The organism is Actinomadura sp. DC4, from assembly GCF_030406325.1.
Classification (GTDB): Bacteria; Actinomycetota; Actinomycetes; order Streptosporangiales; family Streptosporangiaceae; genus Actinoallomurus.
On record NZ_JAUEQY010000009.1, the window covers coordinates 1 to 11,751 of the forward strand.

The 11,751-nt window shown below is 72.8% G+C and carries 13 protein-coding genes and 1 pseudogene; 12 read left to right on the forward strand and 2 right to left on the reverse strand.

Annotated features, from left to right (window positions below):
* The 4 genes from QWU11_RS16445 to QWU11_RS16460 form a co-directional block, all read left to right on the forward strand.
* Window positions 1–499 (forward strand): ATP-binding protein (locus QWU11_RS16445; protein ID WP_354670853.1); only part of this gene is annotated, 499 nt, incomplete at its 5' end.
* 181 nt (window positions 500–680) lie between these two features.
* Window positions 681–1,223: a hypothetical protein gene (locus QWU11_RS16450; protein WP_290109158.1), complete on the forward strand. Its 543-nt coding sequence runs from the start codon at window positions 681–683 to the stop codon at window positions 1,221–1,223.
* Window positions 1,220–1,606, forward strand: coding sequence for a pyridoxamine 5'-phosphate oxidase family protein (locus QWU11_RS16455; protein ID WP_290109159.1), 387 nt, complete (start codon window positions 1,220–1,222; stop codon window positions 1,604–1,606). The genes QWU11_RS16450 and QWU11_RS16455 overlap by 4 nt, the downstream gene beginning before the upstream one ends.
* A 117-nt stretch (window positions 1,607–1,723) precedes the next feature.
* The gene (locus QWU11_RS16460) at window positions 1,724–2,566 is read left to right on the forward strand and encodes a universal stress protein (RefSeq protein ID WP_290109160.1); all 843 of its coding nucleotides are present in this window, start codon (window positions 1,724–1,726) and stop codon (window positions 2,564–2,566) included.
* 221 nt (window positions 2,567–2,787) lie between these two features.
* Here the strand turns inward: QWU11_RS16460 and QWU11_RS16465 are convergent, their stop codons facing one another.
* A complete protein-coding gene (locus QWU11_RS16465) occupies window positions 2,788–3,249 on the reverse strand; it encodes a universal stress protein (RefSeq protein ID WP_290109161.1) in 462 nt (153 codons plus the stop codon).
* 365 nt (window positions 3,250–3,614) lie between these two features.
* On the opposite strand from QWU11_RS16465, the gene QWU11_RS16470 reads away from it, so the two are divergent.
* Both QWU11_RS16470 and QWU11_RS16475 read left to right on the forward strand, forming a co-directional pair.
* Window positions 3,615–5,255, forward strand: a complete 1,641-nt coding sequence (locus QWU11_RS16470; protein WP_290109162.1) for an amidohydrolase — start codon at window positions 3,615–3,617, stop codon at window positions 5,253–5,255.
* 139 nt (window positions 5,256–5,394) lie between these two features.
* Window positions 5,395–5,886: a hypothetical protein gene (locus tag QWU11_RS16475; RefSeq protein ID WP_290109163.1), complete on the forward strand. Its 492-nt coding sequence runs from the start codon at window positions 5,395–5,397 to the stop codon at window positions 5,884–5,886.
* 37 nt (window positions 5,887–5,923) lie between these two features.
* Here QWU11_RS16475 and QWU11_RS47320 read toward each other — a convergent pair.
* Window positions 5,924–6,151: pseudogene (locus tag QWU11_RS47320) on the reverse strand (hypothetical protein); the annotation flags it as partial.
* A 318-nt stretch (window positions 6,152–6,469) separates the two neighbouring features.
* Here QWU11_RS47320 and QWU11_RS16480 point away from each other — a divergent pair.
* The 6 genes from QWU11_RS16480 to QWU11_RS16505 all read left to right on the forward strand — a co-directional run bounded on the left by QWU11_RS16480 (window position 6,470) and on the right by QWU11_RS16505 (window position 11,705).
* Entirely contained in the window at window positions 6,470–7,546 is a 1,077-nt protein-coding gene (locus QWU11_RS16480; RefSeq protein ID WP_290109164.1) for a serine hydrolase domain-containing protein, read from the forward strand.
* Window positions 7,547–7,657: 111 nt separating this feature from the next.
* Complete coding sequence (locus tag QWU11_RS16485; RefSeq protein ID WP_290109165.1) at window positions 7,658–7,882, forward strand: PspC domain-containing protein; 225 nt, start codon at window positions 7,658–7,660, stop codon at window positions 7,880–7,882.
* Between the two features lie 283 nt (window positions 7,883–8,165).
* Entirely contained in the window at window positions 8,166–10,010 is a 1,845-nt protein-coding gene (locus QWU11_RS16490; RefSeq protein ID WP_290109166.1) for a hypothetical protein, read from the forward strand.
* Between the two features lie 155 nt (window positions 10,011–10,165).
* Entirely contained in the window at window positions 10,166–10,828 is a 663-nt protein-coding gene (locus QWU11_RS16495; RefSeq protein WP_290109167.1) for a hypothetical protein, read from the forward strand.
* Window positions 10,807–11,475 carry a hypothetical protein gene (locus tag QWU11_RS16500; RefSeq protein ID WP_290109168.1) on the forward strand — a complete coding sequence of 223 codons (669 nt, stop codon included), beginning with the start codon at window positions 10,807–10,809 and terminating at the stop codon, window positions 11,473–11,475. The genes QWU11_RS16495 and QWU11_RS16500 overlap by 22 nt, the downstream gene beginning before the upstream one ends.
* Window positions 11,472–11,705 carry a hypothetical protein gene (locus QWU11_RS16505; protein WP_290109169.1) on the forward strand — a complete coding sequence of 78 codons (234 nt, stop codon included), beginning with the start codon at window positions 11,472–11,474 and terminating at the stop codon, window positions 11,703–11,705. The genes QWU11_RS16500 and QWU11_RS16505 overlap by 4 nt, the downstream gene beginning before the upstream one ends.
* Window positions 11,706–11,751: the final 46 nt, after the last annotated feature.

Here is an 11,751-nt window from a genome sequence, read left to right on the forward strand (position 1 = left end):
CACCCAGAAGCGCGACGTCGCCGTACGGGTCCAGCGCGCCGTCGACGACCTGGACGACACGATCCGGCAGGTCCGCTCCACCGTCTTCGCGCTGCAGACCTCGGGGGAGGACGAGCCGACGCTGCGGTCGCGGCTGCACGGCGTGGTGGAGGACGCCACCGCGAGCCTCGGTTTCGCACCCGCGGTGCGGCTCGACGGGCTGCTGGACCTCGCCGTCGACGACACGACCGCCGACCACCTGACCGCCGTCCTGCGGGAGGCCCTGTCCAACGTGGCGCGGCACGCGCACGCGACCCGTACGGACGTGAGCGTGATCGCGGGCGACGACCTGCTGCTGCGGGTGAGTGACAACGGCGTGGGCGTCCCCGAGACGGGCCGGCGCAGCGGCCTGGAGAACATGGCCTCCCGTGCGAAGAGCCTGGGCGGGGAGTTCGCCGTACGGCCGGGGAGGGGCGGGGGCACGGTCCTCGAGTGGCGGGTCCCGCTCCAGCACGGCTAGGCCGTCGCCGGAGCCGTCTCGCGGCGACCGGCGTTTTCTCGCGTTTTCCCGCGGTTTTCCGGGCACGGGACGAAGGTCCTGCGGGCGCCCGTTCTTTCGCCTCTGCGGCGCGCCCTACCCGGTGGCGTTGATTGGGGGCAGCCGGAAACCCCTCCGGCTGCACGGAAGAGGTGAACACGACATGGCCATCGCCGACCACATCCCCGCGGCCCGCCAGGCCGACTCGGCGCAGGACGGTTCCGGAGTCGTCCGCTATGTATGGGCGCTCGCCCGGCTGTCGCTCGGCTTCGTTTTCGCCTGGGCGTTCTTGGACAAACTGTTCGGGCTCGGCCACGGCACCGCGTCCAAGCAGGCCTGGATCCACGGCGGCCATCCGACGCTGGGGTTCCTGAAGTTCTCCGCCGCCGGCCCGCTCAAGGGCTTCTACCACTCCATCGCCGGCGACGTCTGGGCCGACTGGCTGTTCATGCTCGGCCTGGGCGCGATCGGCGCGGCCCTGCTGCTGGGCGTCGGCATGCGCCTCGCGGCCATCGCGGGCACGGTCCTGCTCGTCATGATGTGGAGCGTCGTCCTGCCCCCGGACAGCAATGTGTTCATGGACGACCACCTCGTGTACGCACTGGTGATCATCGGCCTCGCGCTGGTCGGCGCCGGAGACACGCTCGGCCTCGGCCGCTGGTGGGCCGGGACCCGTATCGTCTCCCGGTTCCCCGTCCTCAGGTGACGAGGACGGAGGAGGGCGAGGCACCGGGCTTCGGCCGCGAGCGGTGCCTCGCCCTCCTGGCATCGGTGCCGATCGGCCGGGTGGTGTACACCGACCAGGCGCTGCCGGCCGTGACGCCGGTGGCGTTCCTCCTCGAGGGCGACCGGGTCACCATCCGTACGTCTTGCGCGCTGGCCGCGGCCGTACACGGCACGGTGGTGGCGTTCCAGGCGGACGAGATCGACCCGGTCACCTCGGCGGGCTGGTGGGTCACGGTGATCGGGCAGGCGGGGCCGGTGATGGGGCGCCGGCATCCGCCGGGGGCGTACACCCAGATCGCGGCGAGGCAGGTCTCCGGCGGCAGGCTCGTCGCGGCGGCCGAGAGCGAGGACCGGGCGAGCTGAGGGCCGTGTGATCGAGGTCGAAGGTCCTGCCGGGGCACGGACCTCCGGCCCCTGCCTCGGCGCCGCCGGCGGCCGAGGCTGTGTCCCAGGAGAGACGCTTCCGCGAGGTGAGAACGCATGACGAACCCGATCGTCGTCGGAACCGATGGCTCGCCCCCCGCCGAACGCGCCGTCGAGTGGGCCGCCGCCGAGGCGACCCGCCGCCGGTGCCCGTTGCACGTCGTGTACGCCGTACGGCCGGCCGAGTGCACCCTCCACTCGGGGCCGTGGGACATCGACCTGCTCGCCGAGGCCGGCGAACACTTCCTCCTCCGCGCCACCGAACTGGTGGTCAAGACCGCGCCGGACGTCGAGGTGACGAGGGAGCTGATGTTCGAGGCACCGGGCTTCGCCCTGCGAGAACGGGCCGGCGGCGCGTCGGAGGTGGTCGTGGGCCACCGGGGCCGCGGCGGTTTCGCCGGGTTGCTGCTCGGCTCGACGAGCCTGAGCCTGGCGGGCCGTACACCCTGCCCGCTGGTGGTCGTCCGGGGCGGCACGGGGGAGGAACGTGACGAGGTGGTGGCCGGCGTCGACCTGCGCGAGTCGGGACACGTTCTGGAGTACGCGTTCGAGACGGCGGCCTCGCGGGGTGCGTGGGTACGAGCCGTGCACGCCTGGGAGGTGCCCCCCACGCTGCTGGACGGCCGATATCCGGTGAGCGTACGAGAGGCGCTCACGGCCGCACAGAGCCGCCTGGCGGAGGCGGTCGGGCCGTGGCGAGCCCGGTACCCGGAGGTACGAGTCGTGGAGGAGACACCCTCGGGCCAGCCGGTCCGAGAACTGGTGAACCGCTCGACCCGAGCCGAACGCCTGGTCGTCGGTTCCCACCGCCACGGCGGCGGCCCGCACATCGGCTCGGTGAGCCACGGTGTGATCCACCACGCCGACTGTCCCGTCACCGTGATCGGCCCGCACGCCTGAGCCCCCGGTCTCCGCAGAGTGCGTGGCGGCGGCCGTCCGGGACGTCACGTGAGCCGGCCGGGCCGGTCGCCGCCCGGCGCCCCTGGCCGGGCGAGCACGCCATCAGCCTGTGACATGACGGCCGCCGCGCTTCGCCGGACCGTCCGGAGCGGGCCGGAGGACGTAGGCGTCGGCGGGTAGGTGTGGTCTCCGGAAGGGGTGACCGCTTTCCGGGGTGGGTCTCAGCGGCGTCTGGTGTCGTCTTGCGCGTGCCCGCCTGTGCGGGTGCCGGGTTCCGCGCCGTCGTCGCAGATGATGACCGGGCACGAGGCGCCGGACAGGATGGCCGGGACGGTCTGGCCGCCGAGCGGTGCGCCGTGGCGGGAGTTCACCCGTGCGCCGACCACCAGGACGTCCGCGCGGGCGGCCAGGCGGGTGAGTTGTTCGGCGGCGTCGCCGCGGACGATCCGCAGACGGGTCGAGACGTGCTGCGCGCGGGGCAGGAGCCCGGCGACCTCGCCGCGCAGCCGCAGCCACGCGGCGGGTACCCGGGCGAACCCGACGGCGCGCGGGACGACCCGGACCACGTCCAGGCGGGCGTGGCGCTCGCGTGCCTCGGTGGCGGCGCGACGCAGCGCGACGGCCGAGTTGGGCGATCCGTCGAATCCGGTGAGCACGTACCGCGGTCCTGGGATGACCTGCATTTCCGACCTCCTCGTTTCCTTCTAGAGAGTGGCCGCTCAGCGGCACCGGCGAGAGGGCCGAGCGGCCCCATCGGACCGGGACCTTCGGCCTGTCCGCCCGCGACGACGCGGCCGGCGCGCGGACGCGAACGGGCGGAGGCACGAGTGCACCGCAGGTCTTGCGGCGCACGGAGGTACGGGGAGGCGCGGACGCGCTGGCGCGAGGTGGTGGCATGGAGGTGCGCTGACGTGGAGGTGGTGGCGTGGTGGTCCGTTGGCGTGGAGGCATTGGCGCGGAGATGGTGGCGCGTGGACGCGACGGTGCGGGGGCGTGCGGGCCGGGGTGGCGGGCGCGAGGAGTGGTGGGCGTGGGTAGCGTGCTCGGCATGGCTGTTCGTAACGACGGTGCCGCTGACCTCGTCTTCACCGGTGGGCCCGTGTACACCGGGGACGCCGCGCGTAGCCGGGCCACGAGCGTCGCCGTGCGGGGCGAGCGGATCGTCGCCGTCGGCCATGACGACGTCCGGGAGCTGATCGGGCCCCGTACCGAGGTGGTCGATCTCGGCGGGCGGCTGCTCATCCCCGGCTTCCAGGACGCGCACGTCCACCCCGTCGGCGGCGGGCTCGAGCTCGGCCTGTGCGACCTCACCGGGGCCGTGACGCCGGAGGAGTACCGGCGAAGGATCCGCGCGTACGCCGACGCGCACCCCGGCCTCCCCTGGATCACCGGCGGCGGGTGGTCGATGGAGAGTTTCCCCGGCGGTACCCCGCGGAGAGAGCAGCTCGACGAGCTCGTCCCCGACCGCCCCGCGTACCTCGCCAACCGCGATCACCACGGCGCCTGGGTCAACTCCCGCGCCCTGGAGATGGCGGGGATCACCGCGGACACCCTCGACCCCGCCGACGGCCGGATCGAGCGCGACGCCGCCGGCCGCCCGACCGGAACGCTGCAAGAAGGCGCGATGCGGCTCGTCGGCGACCTCCTCCCGGCGCCCACGGGCCAGGACCTCCTCGACGCCCTCCTACGCGCCCAGAAACTCCTCCACTCGTACGGGATCACCGCCTGGCAGGACGCGATCGTCGGGGACAACCCGGTCACCGCCGACGGAGCGCCCGCCTACCTCGCCGCCGTACGGAGCGAGCGGCTCACCGCCCGCGTGGCCGGCGCGCTCTGGTGGGACCGCGGCAGGGGTGCCGAGCAGATCGAGCACCTGCTCGACCAGCGTGAGCACCTGACCGAGGGCCGCCTGAGAGCCACGACCGTGAAGATCATGCAGGACGGCATCGCGGAGAACCACACCGCCGCCATGCTCGCCCCCTACATCGGGCAGAAAGACAACGCGGGCATCTCGTTCATCGAGCCCGCCGCGCTGAGGGAGTACGTCCAGGAGCTGGACGCGCACGGCTTCCAGGTGCACTTCCACGCGCTGGGCGACCGTGCCGTACGCGAGGCGCTCGACGCCGTCGAGGCCGCGCGGCGCGCCAACGGCTGGACGGGCACCCGGCCGCACCTGGCCCACATCCAGGTCGTCCACCCCGAGGACGTGGCGCGGTTCCGCATGCTCGGCGCGGTCGCGAACATGCAACCGCTGTGGGCGGTCCACGAGCCGCAGATGGACGACCTGACCATCCCGTTCCTGGGCGCGGAGCGCGCGGCGTGGCAGTATCCGTTCGGCGACCTGCGGAGTGCGGGGGCCACCCTCGCCGCCGGCAGCGACTGGCCCGTCAGCAGCGCCGACCCGATCCACGGCATCCACGTCGCGGTGAACCGCCGCCTCCCGGAGGTCGGCGAGGGCACGCCGGCGTTCCTGCCGGGTCAGCGGCTCGACCTCGCCACCGCGCTGGCCGCGTACACGGCGGGCAGTGCGCATGTGAACCATCTCGACGAGACGGGCACGATCGAGCGGGGCAGGCTCGCGGATCTGGCCGTACTCGACCGCGACCCGTTCGCCGCCCCACCCGAGGAGATCGCCGCCACCCGGGTGTCGCAGACCTACGTCGGAGGCGTCCGCGTCCACGAGGCCTGACCGGCGACCGCCGGCCGACCAGTGGCGTACCGCCACGCCGGTGCGGACGATCACCCTGGCGGCGTCGGATCCGATGATGTGGTACGGCAGGCCGTGCCGTGCGCCCCACCGGCCCTCGTGGCCCCGTGCGTTCAGGAACGTGAAGGTCGGGACCGGCTCGAACACGACGGTCCAGACGCTGTTGAAGTCGACGGACGAGGCCATGACCGCGACCAGCGCCTCGTCCGGGGCAAGCTCGGGCATCTCGACCGAACTCACGTGGAGGGAGCGGCGTACGTCCTTGTCGGTCTCCCCGTCGAACACGGCGGAGACGCGGGCCCGCACCCGGCCGTGTACGAGCCGCCGCGCGGTCCGCGTGTCCACGCTCTCGAGCGCGGACGGCCCCGGCCAGTCGTCGCCGGCGAGGTCGTGGGCGGTGGCGCCGAGTAGCGCGGCGAAGTACGGCCGCTGCCGCAGCTCGGGAAATGTGGCGAGCGCGCGGTTCGGGTTGAACCGGAGCACCCCGGTGGCGGTCTGGTCGTGGGCGAGCAGCGCCTCCAGTGCGTCCGCGCCCTCATCCGGCGTGATCGGGTCGATCGCGGCGACGGTCGGCCCCGCCGCGCCGCCGACGTCCGACCGGTGCGCCAGTTGATGGTGCCGCCGGTCAGGCCATGCGCGCGCCGCCACTCCACGAGCGCGTCGACGCGCGCGTTGGCCGTCGCGTACGACGCCTGGCCCGGTTGCTCCGGTGCCACGGCGCGAACACGGTCGTTCTGCGCGGCGAGCCGGATCATGCCCTCGGACAGACCCTGCGGGTCGACGGTGAGCACGGTCGGCGGCCGGTCGCCGTTCACGCCGCTCACGAAGACGGTCGCCTCGGCGAGGCGGTAGCACGGCGTGGCCGCCTCGGGCCGCATCCCGAGCGGGATGTCCTTCGCGGACGGTCCCGTGGTCGACGAAGGTGTATGCCGGTGCGTCCGGTTTGCGTTCCGCTCATCGCGCGACTCGCGTCGTCAATAGCTCGCCGTCGGAGAAATCCTCGCTTCGATCAGAGATTTATCAGTTCTTAGTATGATTTGACCAATGCTTTGATTCGCTCGTCCATCGTACATTTGTGTCTTTATGGTCGGCCTCGACAAGGGTGTCGTCCGGCGGTCCGCGCCGGCTGCCCGGCGCCCTTGCGGCCCTGCGGCCTGCGGAGTCGCGCCGAAGGCATGGGGCGTACAGTCCGGTTCATGGCGACGACTGACGGGTTCTGTGATTCACGTTTCGGCGCGGTACGCGAGGCCCTGGAGGCGAACCTCTCCAGCGGCGACGACGTGGGGGCCTCCGTGGCGGTCTTCCTCGAGGGCGAGCCGGTCGTCGACATCTGGGGCGGCCGTACGCAGGCCGGTCCGTGGCAGCGCGACACGATCATCAATGTCTGGTCCATCACGAAGACGGTGACCGCCCTCTGCGCGCTCCTGCTGGCCGACCGCGGCGAACTCGACTTCGCCGCGCCGGTCGCGAAGTACTGGCCGGAGTTCGCCGCCGCCGGCAAGGCGGACGTCGAGGTACGGCACCTGATGGGCCACACCTCGGGGCTCGCGAACTGGACGTCGCCGATGACCGTCGCCGACCTGTACGACTGGGAGAAGGCGACGTCGCTGCTGGCCGCGCAGGCGCCGTCGTGGGAGCCCGGCAGCCGGTCGGAGTACCACGCCCTCACGCACGGCTACCTCATCGGCGAGGTCGTACGCCGGATCACCGGCCGTACCCTCGGCACGTTCTTCCGCGAGGAGCTCGCCACCCCGCTCGGCGCCGACTTCCACATCGGCCTGCCCCCGGAACACGACGCGCGGGTCGCCGACGTCATCCCGCACGAGAGCGCGCCGAGCCTGGACAACCCGCCGCTCACCGCGGACGTGACCTGGTCCGAGGAGTGGCGCCGCGCGGAGATCCCCGCCGCGGGCGGCCACGGCAACGCCCGCTCGGTCGCCCTGGTCCAGACGGTCCTGGCCGCGGGCGGAGGCCCCCTGCTGTCCACGGCCGGCTGCGAACGCGTCTTCGACCAGCAGTCCGACGGCGTCGACGCCATGCTCGGCATCCACGTCCGTTTCGGCCTGGGTTACGCCCTCCCGTCCCCGGGCCTGCCGTTGCCGAGCCCGCGCAGCGTGGCGTGGGGCGGCTGGGGCGGCTCGGTCATCGTCGTCGACCTGGACGCGCACCTGACGGTGTCGTACGTGATGAACCGCATGGGCGCCGAGCTCACCGGCGACTCCCGGGGCGCGGGCATCATCCTCGCCGCCTACACGAGCCTCGCGTCCGCGTAGCCGATCTCTACGACGTCCGGCCTAGGAGGCTCCGCCGCCGGGAGGACGGGCGAACAGCCCCATGGGGCGATGCGCGTGCGTATTACGTCTCCTTAGTGTGGGAAGTACCCGATGACTGAGGAGGACGTTGACATGAACGGTCTTTACCGTCCGCGCCAGGGCCGGGTCATCGCTGGTGTGTGCGCCGGACTCGGCCGCCGCTACGGACTCGGCGCCTGGACCGTCCGACTGCTGGCGATCATCTCTTGCGTGCTGCCCGGCCCGCAGTTCCTGATTTACATCGCTCTGTGGATCATGATGCCGAGTCAGGAGAAATACGCCGCCACTCAGCCCTAGAACTCCAGCCGCACTGATCTGCGGCAGCGCGGCGGTGAGGTCGTACGCGCAGAAGGGCGCCAGTCGAAGGATCGACGGCGTCGCGTTGGCCGTGATGATTCGCGTTGCTCAGCGCCGTGGCACATTCGATCACCGCGTGCGGCCAATGGCCACGGCCACGATCATCTGTTTCCGGGCCTTTGCCGCCCTGCTCCCTGCCGGCCGCGCGCCGGGTCGCCGATGCGATGCGGGCCGGCTCGGCGTATTCCAGTCGGATGCCACCGGCGGCGGTACATTGCCCCCCGTGTTGGACGGACTTGAAGAGATCGCCTGGGATGACCTCGACCACGCGTACGGCGCGGCCTCCGACGTACCGGACGTCCTGCGGGGGGTGGCCGAGGGCGACGGCGACGCGCTGAACGAGCTGTTCGGCACGATCTGGCATCAGGGAACGGTGTACGAGGCCACCACGCACGCCGTCCCGTTCCTGATCGAACTGCTCGCCGCGCCGGACACCGACACGGCCGGGCTGCTCGGCCTGCTGTCGGCGATCGCCGAGGGCGACCCCGAGGACGAGGACACCGGCACCCGGGACGCGGTGGCCGCCGGCGCGCCCACGTACCTGCGGCTGCTCGCCCACGAGTCGGCGGACGTACGCGCCGCCGCCGCGCACACGCTCGGCGTCTCCGGCGAGACGGCCGATCCGGCCCTGCTGGAGCACATCGACGCCGACCCGGTCGTACGCGCGAGTGTCGTCTTCGCGGCCGGCGCCCTGGACGCGGCGACCCCGTCCCGCGTCCAGGCGTGGCTGCGGGATCCGCACCCGCTGCCCCGGCTGGCCGCCGCGCTCGCCGCCGAGCCGCCCGTGGTCGAGGTGCTGGAGCGGGACACCCCGCCCTCGCTGGAGGACCTGCCGCGCCTGCCCTGGGCCGCCCTCGCCGAGGACCCGCTGCTGTGGGTGATCGAGCGGCTGCCCGACGACTGGGACCTGCGGATCCGGCTGCTGCGCGGCTGGATGCGGCACGAGGACGGCGAGGTGCGCAAGGGCGCGGTGTACGCGACGGAGTACCCGATCCTCACGTGGCGTCCCGCCGCCGGACGGCTCGTCGGCGACCTGGCGCTGCGCCTGTCCGACCCCGAGCGCGACGTCCGCTACTGGGCGGCGAGCCACCTCGCCGGCGCGGGCCGGGCCGCGGCTGAGGCGGCGGATGCGCTGTGGGACCTGCTCCGAAGCGAACCGGCCGAGCACAACACCCCGGCCGCGTCCGCCCTGAACGCCCTGTGCCGTCTGCGGGACCCACGCGCCGCGGAGTACCTGGCGGCCAGATTCGCCGCCGAACCGGCCGACCTGTCCGGGCTGGAGACCGCCATCGGGCTCATCGGCCCGTGGGCCGCCACCTGCCGCGACGCGCTGGTCCGGCTCCTCCCGGAGACGCCCGAGGGCAACACCCGCATCGCGGTGATCGGCGCCGTCGGCCGCCTCTGCACCGGCGAGGCGACGATCCGCGCCGTCGTGCCGGAGCTCCGCCGGCAGTGCGCCACCCACCCCCACGTCACGACCCGGGTCCTCGGCGACCTCGGCCCGGCCGCCGCCGGCGCGCTCCCGGAACTGTGCGCGCTGCTCACCCACGACCAGCCGATCGTGGCGATCAACGCGGCGCGCGCCGTCTGGCTCGTCGCGGGAGACAGGGACGCGGCACTCGGCGTCCTGCGGGAGCGGATCACGGGCGGAGAGGGGTACGACCGGTCGCACGCGCTCGCTGCCCTCGCCGATCTCGGCCCGGCAGGCGCCGGCCTGGCGCCCCTGCTGCCGGAGCTGTTCGACTCGGGGGACGAGACGACGGCGGTCCGCTCGGCGACCGCCTACTGGTCGCTCACCGGCGACCCCGAACCGGTCGTGCCCGCACTTCTGCCCCACGTACGGGCCGGCCGGCCCGGCGTCGAGGCGGTCCGCCGCCTCGGCGAGATCGGCCCGCCCGCCGCCGAGGCCGTACCGGCTCTCCGGCAGGCCGTGACGTCGGACCTCCGCCAGATCGAGTTCGGCAGCCCGGCCACGTGGGTCGCCGAGGACGAGGAATGGGCCGAGGTCTGCACCGAGGCCCTCGACCGCATAGCGCCCCAGCTCACAGCGGTGAACGACACCGTGTGACCGAATGGTCGCCGACCGCATGATCACCCCGTTGTCCAGGGGGAACGTGGCCGTATCCGGACAGAATCCGCACCATCGTCCTTGGCCGCTTAGGCATCCTAAATAGGCGGGTTCAACCGGGGGATCCGCAGATCAGGCAAAGGGGCGTACGGGCCATGGCGAAAATGGTCTTCTTCACCGACAACTACACCGACCGCTCGACGGACAACGGTTACCAGTTCGAGTTCCATTGCGAGCGGTGCGGGAACGGCTACTCCTCCTCGTTCCAGCACTCGGTGTCGGGGTTCGGGGGCAAGCTGCTGCAGATGGGCGGCGACATGCTCGGTGGGCAGATGGGGAGCAAGGCCTCCGAGCTGGGCTGGGACGCCCAGTGGCTGCGGGGGTACGGCGAGCGCGGGTCGACCCGCGACAAGATGCTGGCCAAGGCGGTCGAGGAGGTCTCGCCGCAGTTCACCCAGTGTCACCGTTGCGGGCAGTGGGTCTGCAACCAGATCTGCTGGAACGGCGAGCGCGGCATGTGCACGACCTGTTCGCCCAAGCTCGCTCAGGAGGTCGCCGGGATGCAGGCGGCGGCGCAGGTCGACCAGCTGAACCAGAAGATCCGGGCGCAGGACTGGACCGGCGGGGTCGACTACCGCGACGAGGCCGTCGGACGATGTGCCGCGTGCGGCAACGACTCGGGCGGGGGGAAGTTCTGCCGGCACTGCGGCGCACCGCAGGCGGCGGCGCCCCAGGCCACGAAGAAGTTCTGCACGAACTGCGGCAACAACCTCGCCGACGCGAAGTTCTGCAGCGAGTGCGGCTGGCCGGCCGGCTGATGCGTGCGGCCGGGGAACAGGACGACGCCGGCTTAGGCAGGCAGACCCCGAGGCTCGCCGAGTTCGACGCCCTCCGGCTCCGGTACGGCGGCTGGCAGGACACCCCCGAGGACGCGATCGGCGCCGAGGAGTGCGTCCGGATCCTGCTCGACGAGGGGCTCTGGTGGGCGGCCTGCGCCGAGGCCGTACGGCACGACGCCGCGCGGCTCCGGGACTGGACCACGGCGTCTTGCTGGGCGGCCGAGGTGGTCGACGGGGAGTCGGGCGACGACGCGGCCGGCCGCCGTACGCTCGCGGTCGCGCGCCTCGCCGCCGGCCCGGCGGACGAGGACACGCTGCGGGCGGTGGCCGCCGACTGGGAGGCGGCGCGGGTGCTCCCCGGCTCCGCCGACGCCATGGTCGCCCTCCAGCTCCACCTGCTCCGCGGCGACGTGCGGCGCGGGCGGCGGAGCCGGATCGGCGTGCTCTTCGACGCGCTCACGGACGGCTGGACGGGCGTCGCGGGAGTCGTCCTCGAGATGGAGGTCGTGCCCGGCGGGCCGCCCGGGCTGTTCCCCGACCCCCGCGTCATGCCCACCTTCACCGCCGACGCCGACTTCCAGCGGGGCCCTGGCCATCGCCTGGGAGCGGCACGGCCGCCGTGGTGAACGACGACACCACCATCGACGGCAGGCTCGCCGTCGACCTGACCGCGGTCGAATTCCGGCCGGGCGGAAAGGCGCTGTTCACCACTGATTTCATCGGGCGCGTACAGCAGTGGGACATCGCCCGCCCGGCCGACCTGAAAACGGCCGTCTGCGCCATCGCGCACCGCCGTCTGACCCGGGAAGAATGGAAGAGGTACGTCCCCGGGCGGGAAATGAGCAAGGTGTGCTGAGAAAGGCACGGCGAGAGAAATGAACGCCTCCCGGATTCCTCCTCGC

Coding starts and splice junctions, on each gene's coding strand:
- QWU11_RS16450 (WP_290109158.1), top strand. CDS start 681: ATGGCCATCGCCGACCACATCCCCGCGGCCCGCCAGGCCGACTCGGCG.
- QWU11_RS16460 (WP_290109160.1), top strand. CDS start 1,724: ATGACGAACCCGATCGTCGTCGGAACCGATGGCTCGCCCCCCGCCGAA.
- QWU11_RS16465 (WP_290109161.1), bottom strand. CDS start 3,249: ATGCAGGTCATCCCAGGACCGCGGTACGTGCTCACCGGATTCGACGGA.
- QWU11_RS16470 (WP_290109162.1), top strand. CDS start 3,615: ATGGCTGTTCGTAACGACGGTGCCGCTGACCTCGTCTTCACCGGTGGG.
- QWU11_RS16480 (WP_290109164.1), top strand. CDS start 6,470: ATGGCGACGACTGACGGGTTCTGTGATTCACGTTTCGGCGCGGTACGC.
- QWU11_RS16485 (WP_290109165.1), top strand. CDS start 7,658: ATGACTGAGGAGGACGTTGACATGAACGGTCTTTACCGTCCGCGCCAG.
- QWU11_RS16495 (WP_290109167.1), top strand. CDS start 10,166: ATGGCGAAAATGGTCTTCTTCACCGACAACTACACCGACCGCTCGACG.